This is a genomic window from Achromobacter xylosoxidans (assembly GCF_014490035.1).
Classification (GTDB): Bacteria; Pseudomonadota; Gammaproteobacteria; order Burkholderiales; family Burkholderiaceae_B; genus Achromobacter; species Achromobacter bronchisepticus_A.
Genome location: NZ_CP061008.1, coordinates 5324002 through 5340872, shown reverse-complemented (window position 1 = coordinate 5340872; position 16871 = coordinate 5324002). Strand labels below are relative to the sequence as shown.

17 protein-coding genes are annotated in these 16871 nt (G+C 67.2%); 4 read left to right on the top strand and 13 right to left on the bottom strand.

The window, feature by feature from the left end:
- Genes IAG39_RS24725 through IAG39_RS24715 form a run of 3 tightly spaced genes read right to left on the bottom strand, consistent with a single transcriptional unit; the run spans window position 1 to window position 3330 of the window.
- Complete coding sequence (locus IAG39_RS24725; protein WP_059375132.1) at window positions 1-930, bottom strand: phytanoyl-CoA dioxygenase family protein; 930 nt, start codon at window positions 928-930, stop codon at window positions 1-3.
- A gap of 22 nt (window positions 931-952) precedes the next feature.
- The gene (locus tag IAG39_RS24720) at window positions 953-2485 is read right to left on the bottom strand and encodes a class I adenylate-forming enzyme family protein (protein WP_165867784.1); all 1533 of its coding nucleotides are present in this window, start codon (window positions 2483-2485) and stop codon (window positions 953-955) included.
- Window positions 2482-3330 carry a phytanoyl-CoA dioxygenase family protein gene (locus IAG39_RS24715; RefSeq protein WP_118931801.1) on the bottom strand — a complete coding sequence of 283 codons (849 nt, stop codon included), beginning with the start codon at window positions 3328-3330 and terminating at the stop codon, window positions 2482-2484. Before IAG39_RS24715 ends, IAG39_RS24720 begins: the two co-directional genes overlap by 4 nt.
- Before the next feature lie 164 nt (window positions 3331-3494).
- On the opposite strand from IAG39_RS24715, the gene IAG39_RS24710 reads away from it, so the two are divergent.
- Window positions 3495-4460 (top strand): helix-turn-helix domain-containing protein, encoded by a 966-nt coding sequence (locus IAG39_RS24710; protein WP_059375126.1) that lies wholly within the window; start codon window positions 3495-3497, stop codon window positions 4458-4460.
- A 7-nt stretch (window positions 4461-4467) separates the two neighbouring features.
- Here IAG39_RS24710 and IAG39_RS24705 read toward each other — a convergent pair whose 3' ends face one another.
- The 5 genes from IAG39_RS24705 to IAG39_RS24685 all read right to left on the bottom strand — a co-directional run bounded on the left by IAG39_RS24705 (window position 4468) and on the right by IAG39_RS24685 (window position 9672).
- Window positions 4468-4788 (bottom strand): DUF4148 domain-containing protein, encoded by a 321-nt coding sequence (locus IAG39_RS24705; RefSeq protein WP_059375125.1) that lies wholly within the window; start codon window positions 4786-4788, stop codon window positions 4468-4470.
- A gap of 299 nt (window positions 4789-5087) precedes the next feature.
- Entirely contained in the window at window positions 5088-6173 is a 1086-nt protein-coding gene (locus tag IAG39_RS24700) for a helix-turn-helix transcriptional regulator (RefSeq protein ID WP_118931802.1), read from the bottom strand.
- A gap of 284 nt (window positions 6174-6457) precedes the next feature.
- Window positions 6458-7549 (bottom strand): ABC transporter substrate-binding protein, encoded by a 1092-nt coding sequence (locus IAG39_RS24695; protein ID WP_118931803.1) that lies wholly within the window; start codon window positions 7547-7549, stop codon window positions 6458-6460.
- Entirely contained in the window at window positions 7539-9008 is a 1470-nt protein-coding gene (locus IAG39_RS24690; protein ID WP_223283226.1) for a sensor histidine kinase, read from the bottom strand. Before IAG39_RS24690 ends, IAG39_RS24695 begins: the two co-directional genes overlap by 11 nt.
- Entirely contained in the window at window positions 8965-9672 is a 708-nt protein-coding gene (locus tag IAG39_RS24685) for a response regulator transcription factor (protein ID WP_118931804.1), read from the bottom strand. The genes IAG39_RS24690 and IAG39_RS24685 overlap by 44 nt, the downstream gene beginning before the upstream one ends.
- Window positions 9673-9917: 245 nt before the next feature.
- Between IAG39_RS24685 and IAG39_RS24680 the strand changes: the two genes are divergently transcribed.
- Together IAG39_RS24680 and IAG39_RS24675 are read left to right on the top strand one after the other, a co-directional pair.
- Window positions 9918-11258: a CitMHS family transporter gene (locus tag IAG39_RS24680; protein ID WP_059375112.1), complete on the top strand. Its 1341-nt coding sequence runs from the start codon at window positions 9918-9920 to the stop codon at window positions 11256-11258.
- Between the two features lie 38 nt (window positions 11259-11296).
- Entirely contained in the window at window positions 11297-12037 is a 741-nt protein-coding gene (locus IAG39_RS24675; protein WP_054450373.1) for an SDR family oxidoreductase, read from the top strand.
- 27 nt (window positions 12038-12064) lie between these two features.
- On the opposite strand, the gene IAG39_RS24670 is transcribed toward IAG39_RS24675, so the two are convergent.
- From IAG39_RS24670 to IAG39_RS24655, 4 genes are all read right to left on the bottom strand, one after another.
- Window positions 12065-12424 (bottom strand): helix-turn-helix domain-containing protein, encoded by a 360-nt coding sequence (locus tag IAG39_RS24670; protein WP_059375110.1) that lies wholly within the window; start codon window positions 12422-12424, stop codon window positions 12065-12067.
- 20 nt (window positions 12425-12444) lie between these two features.
- Entirely contained in the window at window positions 12445-12699 is a 255-nt protein-coding gene (locus IAG39_RS24665) for a type II toxin-antitoxin system RelE family toxin (RefSeq protein ID WP_059375107.1), read from the bottom strand.
- 164 nt (window positions 12700-12863) lie between these two features.
- Entirely contained in the window at window positions 12864-13829 is a 966-nt protein-coding gene (locus IAG39_RS24660; RefSeq protein ID WP_118931805.1) for a tripartite tricarboxylate transporter substrate binding protein, read from the bottom strand.
- 41 nt (window positions 13830-13870) lie between these two features.
- Window positions 13871-15202, bottom strand: a complete 1332-nt coding sequence (locus IAG39_RS24655; protein WP_118931806.1) for an arylsulfatase — start codon at window positions 15200-15202, stop codon at window positions 13871-13873.
- Between the two features lie 108 nt (window positions 15203-15310).
- Between IAG39_RS24655 and IAG39_RS24650 the strand changes: the two genes are divergently transcribed.
- Window positions 15311-16195: a LysR family transcriptional regulator gene (locus tag IAG39_RS24650; protein ID WP_223283227.1), complete on the top strand. Its 885-nt coding sequence runs from the start codon at window positions 15311-15313 to the stop codon at window positions 16193-16195.
- A gap of 30 nt (window positions 16196-16225) precedes the next feature.
- Here the strand turns inward: IAG39_RS24650 and IAG39_RS24645 are convergent, their stop codons facing one another.
- Entirely contained in the window at window positions 16226-16825 is a 600-nt protein-coding gene (locus IAG39_RS24645) for a LysE family translocator (protein WP_118931807.1), read from the bottom strand.
- Window positions 16826-16871 lie beyond the last annotated feature (46 nt).

Genomic DNA, 16871 nt, shown 5'->3' with positions numbered 1-16871 from the left:
TCAGCGCGTCAACGGCGCGCGTGCGCCGTAGCCCAGCAGATAGCGCGCATCGTGGGACAACGCGGCCGCGACGCCTGCGGGCAGGGTGCTGGTGAAGTCGGCGAAGCCGCGCAGCCAGGACACGTTGTAGTTGCAGAGTATGGCGCGGCGCTCGCGGTCGGTATGGTTCGGGCCGGAGCGGTGCCAGGTATTGGACAGCCAGATGGCGACCGAGCCGGCGGGCGCGGTCAGCGTGACCTCGCCGTCCAGCGGGCCGCTGCCCCAGGGCGGCGACTTGCGCAGCTTGTGGCTGCGCGGCATGACGCGCGTGGCGCCGTTGTCGGCGGTGAAGTCGTCCAGCATCCAGACGTTCTGCAGCGTCAGCGGAAACTCCGGCAGCGGCTCGGCGATCTGGCCCAGCGGCGCGTCCACGTGCCAGGCGCCGCCGCCCGTGCCGGGGCCGATGCTGGTGGCCTGGAAGTCGTGCAGGTTGCAGTCCTGGCCCATTACGCTGCGCACCATCGGCAGCACCACCGGGTGCTCGATCAGCGGGATCATGTCGGGCGCCTTGTTCAGCAGGTTCCAGACGCGTTGCGACTTGTCGTCGTCGAACAGGGTGGGCAAGTGCAGGAAGTTCTTCGACACTTTGTTGATGGGTACCGGCCAGCGCGTGTTTTCGTTGTCGCGGCGGTACTGGTGCACGCGCGCCACCATGCGCTGCGCTTCCATGTCGCTCACCGTGTAGTGGCGCTTATAGTAGGCCAGGATGTCGTCATCGTCTTCGTGCCGTTCGTCGTCCAGCGGGAACGGATCGGCGCGTTCGGCGGCCATCAGGCTGGCGACGCGCTCGCGCGCCTGTTCCAGTTGCGCGGCGTCCAGCACGTTTTCAATGACGGCGTAACCTTCTTCGGCGAGCTGGCGTTGCAGCGCCTGCAGATCGAGTTGCTTCATGTTCCTCCCCTTGTGTTGAATGTCACTGCGAAATCGGACCGGGCGCGGCCACGGGGGCCAGTGCGCCGCGTGCGAGCTTGCCGATGCTGGTGCGCGGCAGGGCTTCCGCCGCGCCTATGCGGCGCGGCACTTTGTAGCCGGCCAGATGTGCGGCGCAATGGGCTTGCAGGGCGTCGGGGTCCAGGCGCTGGCCCGGCGCGGGCGTGACCCATGCGTGCACCACCTGTCCCAGCCGCTCGTCGGCCACGCCGAAGGCGGCGGCTTCGCCGACCTCGGGGCGCGACAGCAGCACCTGCTCCACTTCCAGCGGATAGACCTTGAAACCACCCACGTTGATGCAGTCGTGCCGCCTGCCTTGCAGGTGGAGATAGCCTTCGTCATCCAGGACCGCGACGTCGCCGGTGTAGAACCAGCCCGCGCGCAGCGCCTGCGCGGGCTGGCGGTAACCGGCCATCACGTGCGGACCGCGCACGCGGATCTCGCCGGGCTGGCCGGGCGGCAGAGGCCGGTCGCCATGGTCCAGATCCACCACCTGCAGCTCGCCGCCCGGAACCGGCAGACCCACGGAACCTGGCTTGCACGGGCGGTGCATGGGGTTGAACGCCAGGCAAGGGCCGGCTTCGCTCATGCCGTAGCCTTCGTAGATGGGACACCCCGCGCGCTGCTCGAAGCGCGCCAGGGTTTCGCGCGGCAGCGGCGCCGCGCCGGAGAAGCAGGCGCGCAGGCTGGCCATGCGTTCCGGACTGAGAGCGGGGTTCAGCAGCAAGTCGTGGAAGATGGCAGGCGCGCCCGGCAGCAGCGTGACGCGATGGGCGGCGATGGCGTCTATCGTGCGGGCGGCATCGAAGCGCCGCATCACCACCAGTTCGCCCCGGGCATGCAGGCTGAGGTAGAGCGACATGGCGACCGCCGACACGTGGAATAGCGGCATTACGCAGAGCACTACCTCCGATTCGCGCCGCGTCGGCAGCCAGGCTTCGCGCTGCGCGATGTTGTAGGCGATCTGCCGGTGCAGGATGTTCACACCCTTGGGGCGTCCGGTGGTGCCGCCGGTGTATTGCAGCGTGGCCAGGTCTTCGTGCCGGGGCAGGTCTTCGGGCAGGGCGCAGGCCTGCGGCAGCATCTCCAGCAGGCCGGCGCCGTTGCCTATACGGAGTATGGCGCCGGCATCCAGGCCGGGACACAGGGCGTGCAGGTCCAGCTTTACGCTGTCGTCGTGCAGCAGCATGCAAGGCGCGGCGTCGTGCAGCATGTAGGCCAGTTCGCGTTCGCGGTAGCCGGGATTCAACGGTACGGCCTGCGCGCGCAGCGCGTGCACGGCAAAGGTGGCGACGGCCAGGTCCAGCGAGTTCTGCATCAGCAGCGCCACCCGGTCGCCGGGCCGCACGCGCTCGCCCAGGCGGCGCGCCAATGCGCCGGCCAGGCCGGCGTATTGCGCGTAGTTCAGGCGTACGCCTTCGAAGAACAGCGCGGGCAGATCGGGCGTTTCGCGGGCGGCGTCGCGCAGCAGATGGATCACCGAGTCCGGGACGGCGGGCAGGGCGGGGGAGTTCATGTCTTGCGCTCGGCGGCCTTGCGGGCGGCCTTGGCGTCGCTGGCCTGCCATACCGTGGGCCGGCCTGCCCCGCCCAACAGGGTAATGGGGTCGGCGTTGTCGATGTGGCCGTACTGCCCCTTGTAGATGCTGTAGCCGCACAATTCCTGCAGGCGGCGCGGAAAGCTTCGCGCCACCTCGGCCGGAATGCCGAGTTGCAGGTTTTCCTGTTGCCGCATCCAGCCGGCGCAGTAGTAGCACGACAGGGCGTAGCGGCGCGCATTGCTGTTGTTGGCGCCGCCCTTGTGCCACAGTGCGCTGTCGAACAGCATGACGCTGCCTGCCTTCATGGTGGCTTGCACCGTGTCTATATCCTGCGCGCCATAGGGCGGCGACGAATCGTAGCGATGACTGCCCGGCACGATGTGGGTGGCGCCGTTCTCGGCCGTGAAATCGCTCAAGGCCCAGATGGCGTTGACCGCCAGCGGCGGGCGCGGGCGCGGCAAGGCCAGCTGCTGAGTGTCTTCGTGCAACGGCTGGGCGCCTTGTCCTGGCGCCAGCGTCAGCGAGCACAGCGACGACAGCAGCAGCTCACGGTCCAGCAGGCGTTCGGCCAGGCCCAGCACGTCGGGCTGCAGCGGCACGTCCCAGAAGCGCGGATCGTAGACCAGCAGGTTGTTGATGCGCACCGTCTTGCGGCCTTCGAACGAGGTCTGGGCATAACCGAGGTTGTGCTCGGCCTCGATCCGGATCAGGGCTTCCTGCAGCTGGCTGACCTGCTCGGGCGGGATGATCCCGGGCAGCACCACGAAGCCGTCGCGTTCAAAGGCTGCGATCCGCTCGTCGAGCGGTTCGGGCGTGGACATCTCTTGTCTCCTGATGGGGCCTGGATCTGCGTCCGGCGGTATAGGTCTGTGCGTATAATCGGCCGGTAGTCTTCGCCCTGCCAGCGCGTAGCGTCCACGGCAGTGGCGCAAAGCGTCCATCCCCTAGAAGATGGCGGCCCCATCGGCATGATCCGGTACTCAAGATGAGCGCGCAGGCCTACCACCACACCACCGATGTCATAGCGCCGCAGGATCAGTTCGCGTATTGGCGCGATGCGATCTGCGATGCCTACGTGCCGCTCGAACCCGAGCGCGACGCCGCGCGCAGCTTTCGCGGCCAGATCGACGGCCTGTTGCTGCCGGATCTGCACGGCTCGACCATTACTGCCCAGTCCCATGTGGTCAGGCTGTCCGCAGCCGGTCTCTCGGCCCGCACGCAATCTCCGTTCTTCGCCAATTTGCTGTGTGCGGGCGAGGCTCTGGTCTCGCAGGACGGAAGCGCCATGCGCGCGCAGGCCGGCGACGTTTATGTGGTGGATTGCGCGTCGCCCTGGGAAGTCGACTTCCGCACCGATTTCCGCATGTTCTGCATCGAAATCCCGGAAGGCCTCCTGCGGCCGCAACTGGGCCGCCGCGGACGGCTGGCCACGCCGGTGCTGGACGGAAGTTCAGGGGCGGGGCGGGTGCTGGCCAGCTACATGCGCCTGGTCAGCGAATTGCCGGCAAACGAGTTGCAGCAGGTGCAGGCGCTGATGGTCAGGCATTGCAGCGAACTGCTGTCGCGGACCCAGCTCGAAGGGGCGGATGCCGGCGCGCAGATCGCCGAACGGGTGCGCCATGAAGTCCTGGACCGCATTCTGGCGCTGGTGCAGCGCCGTCTGGCCGACCCTGGCCTGACGCCGGTCTCGGCCAGCGAGGAGCTCGGCATCTCCCGCAGCTATCTGTTCAAGATCATGGCCGAGCATGGTTTGAGCTTTAGCGCCCACGTGCGGCAGTGCCGGCTGGAGAAATGCCGCCAGGCCATCGAAACCCAGCCTGGCCGCTCCATCGCGGACATCGCCGCCAGCTGGGGATTCGAGGAAGTTTCCACATTCAATCGGGCGTACCGCGCGCACTATGGCCGCTCGCCAGGCAGCGAGCGCGGCGGTGCGCCCTCGCGGGCAGGATAGCGGCGCATCACCACTTGCTCTGGCCCTGCGGCTGCTGCATCTGTGGGGAGTTTGCCGGCCTGACCGTGTCCACATACTTCCTGTAGGCGGCGACGTATTCGGGGCTGTTGATGTCCGGGGTGCTGTCGCTGTCCCAGTTTCTTTCAACGCCGGATTGCTTCCAGGCTGCCAGGTCGCGTTCGACCTGATCGCGGCTGAGTTGGACGTCCGACGGGGGCGCAGCGGTGGTGGGGGCGACGGCCGTTTGCGCGACGGCGGGGCCGGAGAGCAGGGCGCAGGCCGCCAGGACGACGGGGATCATGGCGCGGACGGTTAGGGCAGTTTTCATGAAATGCTCCTGATGACGTGAGTGACCGCAGCATTGGAAACCGGTGTCCATGGGGGCTTGCGGCAATGCAGCCCGGGGCAGGGACAGCTGCGCTACCGGATTGGCGCATTGGTATTTTTCTTGGGCAGGCCGGCCCGGCCCGCGGCGCGCGCGGACACGCACCTGGCGCCTTTGCGCTGCCAGGTTTACGACTCGGGCCGGAGAGGACGTCCGGGCCTCATGCCTTCGTGCTCATCGTAGGACGGTGCGAGTAGGCGCCACATACTCAATATTGGGTACGTCGTGCCGGCGGCGCACGCTCACAGCAGCGAGGCGAGCCTGACCAGTTCGGACTGGCGGTTGCATTCCATTTTGTTGAGCAGGGATGCGACCTGTTTACGCACGGTCAGCACCGAGGCATGGCGCAGCGTGGCGACTTCCTCCACGCTATGTCCCATCGCAAGTCCGGCCAGCACCGCGGCTTCCGCGTGCGTGATGGCGAACACGGCTTCCAGCCTGTCGACGTCGGGTTGGGCGAAGGCGCTCTTTCTGCGCATGCGCACCAGCAGCATGCGGTTGCCGATCAGGCTCAGCGCTTGCGGGGCCGCGCTGATGTCGATCCAGGTCAATTCGCCCCATCCGGCGGCGGCCGCCAGCGATCGCGCCTTCCCGTCGCGCGCGACCGCCTGGCAATACGCGTCGAACAAGGCCTGTATCTTGGCGTCGGGATGGCGCAGCTTGCCGCCGCGCACGTTCCAGCCGTGGCCGTCGTCCAGATAGCGCGTGGCCAGGGCAGACTTCATGTTCACCATCGCGTCGCGGCTGACCAGCAGCACGGCCTCGCCCACATCCGAGAGCGCGCTATCGATGGCTGTCCAGCCGATGGCGAGCATCTTTTCGCGCTGGGCCAACCGGTTCTTCAGCAGGCGGAAGTACTGGGCGATGTCGCCGGACTGGAGCCGTTCGCTGGCCTTGTCGTCCACGGTCGAGCGTTGAAAGGCGATGGCGGCGCGCAGCTTGGCGCTGGATTCGATCACCAGGCACAGGACTTGCGCCATGCGGTGCTTGAGCATGAAGTCCGTGTAGAACTCGGAACGCTGCAGCTGCTTGTGGCCGCACATGCTGGCGGTATCCAGCCAAGTGCCGACGGGCAGCAGCCGCGAGTCCTGTTCGACGATATCGCAGCTGTAGTAGTGGTTGCGGTAGTCCGTGGCGGCGGCTTCGGGAAAGCTCACGGTGGACAGGTCCAGCAGCTTGTGACGGGCATCGAAGACGATCAAGGTGCTGCTGTCCGCGCCCACCATGTCGCGGGCGGTCAGCAGGATGTCGCGCCAGGGCGGATCGGGATCCGCCAGACGGTCCAGGGCTTCGATCGCGCGCCGGACGGCAATCTGGTGTTCAGCCATTTCGTGCCTCCAACTCTGGTTCAGACGCAAACGCTGTCACGCATCACAGATCGTTGTAGAGGTGGCTCCGGCCAGATCGGGGGAGCGCTGCGCGGCCATGGTTTGCCGGCGTGGGGGAGGTTGGCCTGCCTGGATTGTCGGCGGCGCTGCCACAAGGAAATTATCCTCGCAAAATCCCGGGGCGGATGAAAAAAATAGGCGCTTCGTCCGGACAAGAGGGGCCGGATCCGGAGGTGGTATCGACGTACCGGGGCATTCTTACCAGTATGCGCCGGTAGGCGGCGTCAGGGTTGCGCGCCGCCGCCGCCGGGCGGACGGATCGCCGCGCGCCACAGATCCAGGAAATGCCGCTTCTTGAGCGCATCCAGATACACCAGCAGCCCTACGCCCAGTCCAACCGGCCGCACGCCCGCTTCCGGGTTGGCCGAAGCGCCCACCGGCCGCATGCCCGATTGCCGTGCGACCATTTCCTGGCCCCGCGGCGACAGCAGATAATCCAGGAACATCGCGCCCAGATCCGCCCGCGGCGCCTGCTTGGGGATGATGGCGGAACGCGACAGCATCAGCGTGTAGTCCTGCGGATAGACGATGGCCAGCGGCGCGCCCTGGTCGATGCGATGCCGGGTATAGGACTCCAGCAGGTTGTAGGCCAGCGTTATCTCGCCGCGTTCGAGCTTGTCCAGCGCGTCTTCGGTGGACGCATGCACGGCGACGCGGTTGCGGCCCAGTTCGGCCAGCAGCGCGCCGGCCATGCTGTCCAGCCGCGTGTCCTGCGTGGCCGCCAGGTAGCCGATGCCGCTGCCCTCGACATCGTAGGTGGAGATGGCGCCGGCCAGGGGCTGGTCCGGCGCCTGCAGCAGGGACAGCAGCTCGCGCCGGGTGCGCGGCGCCCGCGCGGGCGCGAGCTTGCGGGTGTTGTAGACCATGACGATGGGATCGGTGCCGATGCTGAAGACCTCGTCGCGCCAGTTGGCCCAGGCCGGCAGGGCGCGGGTCTCCGGCGAGATGTGGGGTTGCGCGTAGCCGTCGTTGACCAGCTTGGTCTGCAGGTCCATGGCGCTGCTGATGACGATGTCGGGCCCGGACCGGGTGGTGGCCGCCGGCGTGGCGCGGGAGACCGTCCCGGCATACAGCTCCTGCGTGGACAGCTCGGTGTACTCCAGGCGCAGGCCGGGGTTGAACCTGCTGAAGTCTTCCAGCACGCCGCGGAACACCTGCACGCTGTTGGAGGCATGCACGACCAATACGTTCCTGCTGTCGGCGGGTCCCAGCGTCAGGCCGCCGGCGCTGGTTTCCGCGGCGTTGCCGGCAGCAAAGGGCAGCAGCGCGGCCAGCGCCGCCAGCAGGCGCAGGGGTTTCAGGAGATCAAGCTTCATGGGGTCGGGGCGGCAGCGTGACCACGGCGTCCAGGCCGCCGCCCACGCGGTTGCTCAGGGCCAGCCGGCCCTGATGGATGTCGACCACGCGCTTGATGATGGACAGGCCCAGCCCGGCGCCGGGCGCGCGCGGGTTGGGGCCGCGCACGAAGCGCTCGAAGGCGGCGTTGGCCAGCGCCGGGGGAATGCCTGGACCCTGGTCGGATACGGATATGCGCCAGCCTGCGTCCTGCGGCTCCAGCCGCACGTCGATGTGGCCCTCTTCCGTGGCGCCGTGGCGCAGGGCGTTGTCGATGAGGTTCTTGAAGGCTTCGCGCAGCATCAGGCTGTCGCCCAGCACGGTGGGGGGACTGCCGGGCGCCGTAACGGGCAGATGCAGGCGCACATCGGGTTGGGGATCGGCTTGCGGGACCGTGTCATACACCGCCTGGCGCAGCAGCTCGGCCAGGTCCACCGGCTGGAACTGGCGCACGTTGCTGCGGTGGATGACGCTGGCGTCGCTCAGCAGCTGGTTCACCAGGCGCGAGAGTTTCTCGGCGTTGCGCAGCACGGCCAGCAGGCTGCGACGTTGTTCGGCGGGGTCCTCCTCGTCCAACGCCACTTCCATCTGCGCGTGCAGCGCGGCCAGCGGCGTGCGCAGCTGATGGGCGGCCTCGGCGATGAAGAGGCGCAGGGTGTCGAGGTTTTCCGACAGGCGCGCCATGAAGCCGTCAAGCGAGTGCACCAGCGTGTCGAGTTCCTCGGGCACGGGAGCGGCGATGGGATGCAGGTCCGACGCGTTGCGGACAGCCAGTTCGCGTTCGATGCGGCGGATGGGCGACAGCGACCGCAGCAGGCCCCAGTAGGCCAGCGCAAGCGCCGCGGCGGTAAAGCCGATCAGCGCCAGCGTGCCTTGCCACAAGATGCCCGCCGCCAGCGCGTTGCGCGCTTCGCGGGTCTGCGCGACCTGGATGAGGGCGGTCTCGGCATTGCGGGGACCGGCGATCTTGCGTTCCATCCAGGCGATGCGCACCGGTTCGCCCTGGTAGCTGGCGTCGTACAGCCGGGGCGAATAAGCAGAGCCGTCGTTGCCGCGTCCGGGCGGCGCGGGCAGATCCGCGTAGCCGGAAATCAGCGCGCCGCCGGCGTCGCCGACGCGATAGAACACGCGGTCGCGCGGCGCCTGTTCCAGCAGCGCCAGCGAGGCGTAGGGCATATCCATGCGCCACTCGCCCTGCACCAGCTGCAGGCTGTCGGCGATGGACAGCACCGAGGCACGCAGCAACTGGTCGTAGGTGGTGTCGGCAGTCTGATTGGCGTAGCCGCGCACCAGCAGGTAGAGCGTGGCCAGGGCGGCGACGAACAGCGCCAGCAGCATGGCCAGCAGGCGGCGCTTGATCGAGATGCGGCCCTGCGCGGCGGCGGGCCTGGCGGATTCACTCCCGGCCGGGGCCGGACGCGGCGGAGCTGTCGTGGTCATCGGTGGCGGTCAGGAGGTAGCCGGTGCCGCGCTGCGTTTCGATGCGCAGCGGCGAACCTTCGAGCTTGCGGCGCAGCCGGGCGATATAGACCTCGATGGCGTTGGGCGCGGCGTCGTCGTCGAACGCGAACAGCTTGTTGGCGATTTCGGTCTTGCTGACGGCGCGGTTCATGCCGGCCAGCAGGATTTCCAGCAGGCTGTATTCACGCTTGGGCAGTTCGATGCGCTGGCCGGCCAGCGTGACCTGGCGCGCGGCGCTGTCGATGACGAGTTCGCCAAAGCGCAGCACGCCGGCGGCCTGGGCGCTGGGACGGCGCAGCAGGGCGCGGCAACGGGCTTCCAGTTCGCGGAAATCGAAGGGCTTGGCCAGGTAGTCGTCGGCGCCGGTATCCAGGGCGTGGACGCGGTCTTCGATGTCGATGCGGGCGGTCAGCGCCAGCACGGGCGTCTTGCTGCCGCGGTCGCGCAGGCGGTGCAGGATGTCGAAGCCCGACATGCGGGGCAGGCCGATGTCCAGGATGACGAGGTCGAAGGTTTCGTATTGCAGCACGCCGTCAGCGCTGAGGCCGTCGTTCTGGCAGTCGACCGCATGGCCGAGACGGCGCAGCCGGCGCACGAGTGCGTCGGCCAGGTCCGCGTCGTCTTCGATCACCAATATGCGCATAGGGGCGATTGTCGCATGAGGGGGATGTGGACCCCCACGCCGCACTCGCTGCGCTCGCTTGCTGCCCCCCGAGGGGGCGCCTTCCGCCTTGGGGCGGCCCGGCGGCGGAAGGGATGGACCCCACACCGCACTCGCGTTCAAAAAAACGACAGGTTGCCGACAGCTTTTATTTCTAGTCTTGCGGTCGCGCTTCCCCAGCCGGAGGCGCGCTTGCACATAACAACGACTAGCCGGAGATAACCCTCATGCTTCTGACCCTGCTTGGCTTCGGCATGGTGATCACGTTCATGACGCTGATCATGACCAAGCGCCTGTCGCCGTTGGTGGCGCTGATCCTTGTCCCCATTATTTTCGCCCTGCTGGGCGGGTTCGGCTCCGGCATCGACAAGATGATGCTGGACGGCATCCGCAAGATTGCGCCCACCGGCGTGATGCTGATGTTCGCCATTCTCTACTTCGGGGTCATGATCGACGCCGGCCTGTTCGACCCCATCGTCGGCCGCATCCTGCGCGCGGTGAAGGGCGATCCGCTGAAGATCGTGGTGGGCACGACCGTGCTGGCGCTGGTGATCTCGCTGGACGGCGACGGTTCGACCACCTACATGATCGTGGTGGCGTCGATGCTGCCGCTGTATCGCCGCCTGAAGATGAACGCGCTGTCCATGACCTGTCTGGCGATGCTGGCCAGCGGCGTCATGAACCTCACGCCCTGGGGCGGCCCGACGGCGCGCGCCGCAAGCGCCTTGCACGTGGACGCGGGCGACATCTTCGTGCCGCTGGTGCCGGTGATGGGCGTGGCCATCGTCGCCATCCTGATCCTGGCGTTCTGCCTGGGCCTGCGCGAACGCCGCCGCCTGGGCGTGCTGTCGCTGCCGGACGGCGCTTCGCTGCACGCCGGCTATGACGAGGACGGCCCCAAGAACCTGCCCGAAATCGAGGTCGACCAAGACCTGCGCCGCCCCAAGCTGCTGTGGGTGAACGCCGGATTGACGCTGGCGCTGATGGTGAGCCTGGTGATGGGCGTGCTGCCGCTGCCGGTGCTGTTCATGATCGCCTTCGCCATTGCGCTGGTCATCAACTATCCGGACCTGGCCGAACAGCGCCGCCGCGTTGCGCAGCACGCGGGCAATGTGCTGTCGGTGGTGTCGCTGATTTTCGCGGCCGGGATCTTCACCGGCATCCTGTCTGGCACGGGCATGGTCGAGGCCATGTCGCGCAGCCTGCTGGCGGTGATCCCGGACGCCATGGGTCCGTACCTGGCGGGCATTACCGCGCTGGTGAGCCTGCCCTTTACCTTCTTCATGTCCAACGACGCCTTCTACTTCGGCGTGCTGCCGATCCTGAGCGAAGCGGCCCAGGGTTACGGCATTTCGCCGGTCGAGATGGCGCGCGCCTCGTTGATCGGCCAGCCCGTGCACCTGCTGAGCCCGCTGGTGCCGTCGACCTACCTGCTGGTCGGCCTGGCCGGCGTGGACTTCGGCGACCACCAGCGCTATTCGCTCAAGTGGGCCACGATGGTCTGCCTGGTGATGCTGGCCGCGGCGCTGGCGTTCGGCCTGTTCCCGCTGGTCGGCCAGATGGGCTGAGCGGCGGCGCGATACCGTCTTTTCAAAAGGGGAAGTACATGGCTTTGCGCATTGCTTACGTCACCAGCGGTATGGGCCACACCGGCACCGCGATCTGCCAGGCGCTGCACAACGCGGGACATCGCGTGGTGGCAGGCTGCGGGCCGCGCTCCTCGCGCAAGGACCACTGGCTGAAGGAACAGAAATCCCTGGGCTACGATTTCGTCGCCTCCGAGGGCGACGCCACCGATTGGGCCTCGACCGAGGCGGCCTTCGCCAAGGTGCGGCGCGAGGTCGGCGAGATCGACGTGCTGGTGAACAATGCCGGCGCCATGCTGGACATGCGCTTTCGCCAGATGAGCCAGGCGGACTGGTCGGCGGTGCTGCGCAGCAATCTGGACACGCTGTTCAACACCACCAAGCAGGTCGTCGACAGCATGGCCGACCGCGGCTGGGGCCGCATCATCAACATCGGCTCCGTGGCCGCGGAGAAAGGCCAGATCGGACAGATCAACTACGCCACCGCCAAGGGCGCCGTGATCGGCTTCACCCGTTCGCTGGCGCAGGAAGTCGCGGCGCGCGGCGTGACCGTCAACCTGGCGTCGCCGGGCTTCATCGCCGACGACACCGTGAAGGCCTTTCCGCCGGCCCTGCTGGACCGTATCGTCGAAAGCGTGCCGGTGGGCCGGCTGGGTACTGCCAAGGATCTGGCGGGGCTGTGCGCCTGGCTGGCGTCGGATGAGGCGGCGTTCGTGACGGGGGCTAACTATGCGATCAATGGCGGCGTGTATATGAGTTGAGGGCAGGGCTGCTAGGCCGCCTTGCGTTTACACGTCGATCTGGTCGAAATGCACCCCCAAGGCGGTCGCGAGGCGCTCACGGGTGCTGCGCCTGGGGTTCGCATTCGCGGATTCCATTGCCGCATAGCTGGGCTGACGTATGCCCAGGCGCGCCGCCATGTCGACTTGGGTTATCCCCAGATATTCGCGCCAGGCGCGCACGATGCTCCAGCCGTTGCTGGTCATGAGCGTGACGACCTCATGTGGAATCGTACCGTCTGCGGGAATGCGCGGCGGCCGGCGGGCAATGGCTGCCGGTGCACCCGTCAAGGCGAGATACTCCGAATAGGGCAAGACAACGAATGCGGGCTTGCCGTCCGATTCAAGTATGGTGGGATGCAGGCGCATGGGGCGTTTTTGTGCTCAGCTCAATAGGTATGGTCGTCGCGCCGTTTCACTTCCTGGATCTCGATGATACGGACGACCGCGGCAACGTCGAATAGCACCCGATACTGGCCTATACGTAGACGAAACCCAAACTGGTGATTGGTCAGTGCTTTGACATTGCGCGACGCGGGAAACAGCTCCAGTTCAGCGACCTCCTCAACGATTCGACTTCGATCGACGGGAGAGATTTTCCTTAACTGCTTGACCGCTGTTTTGGTCCAGTTGATCGAGAACATTCGGCGTTCGCATACGGTTATAGCTTAAGCTATATAGCTTTTCAAGCCTTCCCATTGCTTTGCAAGAAGAAATGATCAGGCGCCCTCCACCTTCTAAGATTTTTGAGGAGGGCCGATCAAGATCTTGACGTTACTTCAGGACGAACTCCGATTTATTGCTGTACTCAATTCGCCAGCTTCACCGCCCCGCTGTCGATCAGCTTCTGCCACTTGGCGCTATCCGCCTGGATGAACGACTGCAATTCATCCCGCGAGCCGCCGCCGGCGATCATGCCGGCGTTGTCCAGGGCGGCCTTGAACTCCGGCGTGGCCACGGCGGCGCGCAGCGCGGCGTTGACCTGATCGAGCTGCGCGGCCGGGATGTCCTTGCTGGCCGCGACCGAGAACCATTGGGTGGCGGCATAGCCTTTGAAGCCGGACTCTTCCACCGTGGGCACGCCGGGCAGGCTGTCCAGGCGGTAGGGCGTGGTGACGGCGTAGGCTTTCAGCGTGCCGGCCTTGATCTGCGGCATGACCGGGGCCGAGCCCAGGATCGCCAGGGGGATCTGGCCACCGGCCACGTCGGCCACCGCCTGGCCGCCGCCCTTGTAGGGCACGTGCACGATACGGGTGCCGGCGTACTGGTTGAGCAGTTCGCCCGCCAGGTTCTGCGAGGTGCCGTTGCCTGAGCTGCCGTAGCTCCAGGCCTCGGGCCGCTGGCGGGCGTCCGCCAGCACGTCCTGCAAGGATGCCCGAGCGTCCTTGGCGGGGCCGACGATGACCATGGGACCCTGAGCCATCAGGATGACGGGCGCCAGCTCGCGGCCGATCTCGGGCTGGGGCGTGGGGTAGATCAGCGGGCCGGGCACGGTCAGCAAGTAACCGTCGCTGGCCTTGCTGCGTGCCACCAGCTGCAGGGCGATGGCGCCCGCCGCGCCGGGGCGGTTTTCCACGATGACGTTCAGGCCGCTGCGCCGCGCCAGTTCCTGGGCGGCGATGCGGGTCAGCACGTCGGCGGTGCCGCCCGGCACGAAGCCGATCACCCAGGTGATCTGCTTGCCAGGCCATTCCAGCTTGGTGTCTGCCGCGCTGGCGGTGGCGGTTAGCGCGGCGCCCAGCAGCAGCGCGCAGCAGCGGATAGCGAATTTCATGTTTTCCCCTTTGTGTTTTTTTGCCCGGACCGCCGCGCGTCTCAGCTTGGGTCCGGCTTGCCGGGCGGCGTATTCGGATGCGCGGCGCAAGACTGGTTGAAGGACTGCACCATTTTCAGGATCGGACCCAGCACCCAGGTGTTGAAGATGAGGATGTCGCTTTCTTCCTTGGGGTCCTGCTTCAGGTTGAACAGGTACGGCGACTCCAGTTTGCCCTTGCCTTCGTTGACCTCGGGCTCCCAGTAGAAGTGCAGCTTCCAGTCGCGCCATTTGACCGCGCGCAGGTCGTTCTTGATGTAGAACAGGAAGCCCTCGCGCGGCGAGGCGGGGCTGGCGCCGGTGAAAAAGTCGGTCTGGTCTATGCCGTCGATGGGCCGGTCTTTCGGAATGGACGCGCCGCCGATGCGCGACAGCGTGGTGTACAGGTCGGTGACGTGGACGATCTCGTTGGAGACCTGGCCGGGCTGGACCCGGCCGGGCCAGCGGATCATGAAGGGCACGCGCAGGCTGCCTTCCATGGCGGTGTGGTAGGTACCGGTCCAGGGGCCGGCGGTGCCGCGGTAGGGCTTGCGGAATTCCGGACCGTTGTCGCTGCAGAAAATGAACACGGTGTCGTCGCGCAGATTCAGCTCGTCCACCGCCTGCACGATCTGGCCGACGCGGTGGTCCATTTCCACCATGGAGTCGGCGAAGTCGCCGGCGCCGGTGCGGCCCGCGAAGTCCGGGTGCGGCAGGGTGGGGAAGTGCAGGTGCACCAGCGGCAGGTATAGGAAGAAGGGGCGGCTCGCCTCGGCATGCTTGCGCATGAAGCCGATGGACCGGTCGACCAGTTCGGCGTCGATGCCGCGGCGCGTCTCCAGGTCGTAGACCTTGACGTTTTCCGAAGGCGAGCCGGCCTGGCCCTGCATGATGTGCGGGATGTCGGCGACCGAGGGGTCGAAGCCGATGGACGAGGTGAACTGGCTTTCATCCGTGGTGCGCGGGATGCCGTACCACTCGTCGAAGCCGCGGTCGGACGGATAGCGGCCGGGGATGTCGCCCAGGTGCCATTTGCCGTAGTGCGCGGTGGCGTAGCCCTGGCCCGACAGTTGCTGGGCCAGCGTGATTTCATCGCGCGCCAGGCCTTGCGGCAGGCCGGGAGGCACCGATTGCAAACAACCGGTGCGGATGGGATGCCGGCCGCTCATGAGCGCCGAGCGCGTAGGCACGCAGTCGCTTTCCACGTTGAAGTTCTGCAGCAGCAGCCCTTCCGAGGCCAGCCGGTCGATGTTGGGGGTGGGCGCGCCGCGCAGCGCGCCGCCGCCGTAGCAGCCCAATTCGCCCCATCCCAGGTTGTCGGCCACGATCAATACGATATTGGGCTGCTTGTCCACGCGCTGCGTCTCCTGTCTGCGGGTTTATCCAGGGATTCTAGGAGCGCGGGCCCGGCTTAATATTCCTGAAGCTGAGTCTATGCATAACTGTTGATTATGAATCTGTCCTTGCGTGACATCGAGTATTTCCTGGCCGTGGTGGAACACGGCAACCTGGACCGCGCCGCAGCCGCCTGCGGCGTCAGTCAGCCGGCGCTGTCCAAGTCTTTGCAGCGGCTGGAAGCCGACACGGGACTGGCGCTGCTGGACCGCGGCGGGCGCGGCTTGCGCCTGACCTCGGCGGGCCTGGCGTTTCGCGAGCATGCGCAGCGGCTGTGGGCGGAATACCGTGACGCCGTGCGCAACGCGATGGAGCTGCGCCTGGGCGAGGCCGGACTGCTGCGCATTGGCGCCACCGGCGCTACCGTGGACAGCGTGGTGATGCCGGCGTTGCGCCGCCTGCTGCCGCGCCGGCCCGCGCTGCGGGTGCAGTTGACGCAAGGCCAGTCGGACGATCTCAACGAGCAGGTGGCGGGCGGCAAGCTGGACCTTGCGGTGACGCCGATCTACGCCGACGTGCCGGGTTCGCTGCACCAGGAATCGATCCGCGAGGACGGCCTGTGCGTGGCCGCCAGCCGCAAGCATCCGCTGGCGTCGCGGCGCAAGCTGGCGTTGCGCGACCTGGAAGGCCAACGCTGGATCCTGCCCATGCAGGGATCGGTGGCGCGTCAGGCGCTGCAGGCCCGCTATGCCGAGGCGGGCCTGGCGCAGCCCGCGGCGGCGCTGGAAGTCCAGCATTTCTCGGGCGGCGCGCTGGCCTTGCTGGCAGGCTCGGACTTGTTGGCGCTGATGCCGCACAGCGCGCTGGCGCCGGACATTGCGGAGTTGCCGGTGGCGCTGGGCCGTCCTTTGCGGCGCAGCATGGCACTGGTCACGCGCCACGGCGCCACCTGGTCGCCGCTGATGCAGGAGTTCCGCGCCGTGGTGCTGGAGGCCGCGGGCCAAGATGCCTAGCGCTCCGACTCCCTCCGCCCGCGCGCGGCGCTAGCGGAACGCTGTCCAGGCCAGGGTCAGCGAGAACAATCCCAGGATGACGGAAGCCCCGCGCTGCGCCCGCGCCGGATCGATCCAGCGTGTTTTCGCGCCACCCAGCGACGCGCCGAACGCCACCCAGGCCAGGCCTATCGGCACCAGCAGTGCGGTGAACAGCGCCATGGCTGCAAGGTAGGCGGGCAGGCTCCAGAACGCCGCCGGCGGAAAAACCGCGCTGGCAAAGAGGATGCCCTTGGGATTGAGCAGGGTGGCCGTGAACAGCGTGCGCATGCCGATGACCTGCCGAGCCACCGTCGGCACGGCGCGGGCGGCGCGCCACATGCGCACGGCCAGGCAGGCGATGTAGATGCTGCTGGCGGCGCGCACGCAAGCCGGCAGCCACGGCAAGGATTTCGCCGCCTGCTCAAGAAAGCGGCCCCAGAGCGAGATCGACACGACGTAGCCGGCCAGCTCGGCCATCGTCAGCCGCGCCGCGCGCGTGAAACCCAGGCGCAGGCCGGCTGCGGCCAGCAAGGTATTGGTCGGGCCTGGCATGGCCAGGATGACGGTGACTCCGACGGCGAATACTCCTGCGGTGGCAAGGCTAAGCATGGACGAAACAGGCGGCGTTGAACATGACGGCGGGTAGTGTAGCGGC

Bases quoted from the DNA above. Each gene is read 5' to 3' on its own strand.
- IAG39_RS24725 (WP_059375132.1), bottom strand. From the start codon at position 930: ATGAAGCAACTCGATCTGCAGGCGCTGCAACGCCAGCTCGCCGAAGAA.
- IAG39_RS24720 (WP_165867784.1), bottom strand. From the start codon at position 2,485: ATGAACTCCCCCGCCCTGCCCGCCGTCCCGGACTCGGTGATCCATCTG.
- IAG39_RS24715 (WP_118931801.1), bottom strand. From the start codon at position 3,330: ATGTCCACGCCCGAACCGCTCGACGAGCGGATCGCAGCCTTTGAACGC.
- IAG39_RS24710 (WP_059375126.1), top strand. From the start codon at position 3,495: ATGAGCGCGCAGGCCTACCACCACACCACCGATGTCATAGCGCCGCAG.
- IAG39_RS24705 (WP_059375125.1), bottom strand. From the start codon at position 4,788: ATGAAAACTGCCCTAACCGTCCGCGCCATGATCCCCGTCGTCCTGGCG.
- IAG39_RS24700 (WP_118931802.1), bottom strand. From the start codon at position 6,173: ATGGCTGAACACCAGATTGCCGTCCGGCGCGCGATCGAAGCCCTGGAC.
- IAG39_RS24695 (WP_118931803.1), bottom strand. From the start codon at position 7,549: ATGAAGCTTGATCTCCTGAAACCCCTGCGCCTGCTGGCGGCGCTGGCC.
- IAG39_RS24690 (WP_223283226.1), bottom strand. From the start codon at position 9,008: ATGACCACGACAGCTCCGCCGCGTCCGGCCCCGGCCGGGAGTGAATCC.
- IAG39_RS24685 (WP_118931804.1), bottom strand. From the start codon at position 9,672: ATGCGCATATTGGTGATCGAAGACGACGCGGACCTGGCCGACGCACTC.
- IAG39_RS24680 (WP_059375112.1), top strand. From the start codon at position 9,918: ATGCTTCTGACCCTGCTTGGCTTCGGCATGGTGATCACGTTCATGACG.
- IAG39_RS24675 (WP_054450373.1), top strand. From the start codon at position 11,297: ATGGCTTTGCGCATTGCTTACGTCACCAGCGGTATGGGCCACACCGGC.
- IAG39_RS24670 (WP_059375110.1), bottom strand. From the start codon at position 12,424: ATGCGCCTGCATCCCACCATACTTGAATCGGACGGCAAGCCCGCATTC.
- IAG39_RS24665 (WP_059375107.1), bottom strand. From the start codon at position 12,699: ATGTTCTCGATCAACTGGACCAAAACAGCGGTCAAGCAGTTAAGGAAA.
- IAG39_RS24660 (WP_118931805.1), bottom strand. From the start codon at position 13,829: ATGAAATTCGCTATCCGCTGCTGCGCGCTGCTGCTGGGCGCCGCGCTA.
- IAG39_RS24645 (WP_118931807.1), bottom strand. From the start codon at position 16,825: ATGCTTAGCCTTGCCACCGCAGGAGTATTCGCCGTCGGAGTCACCGTC.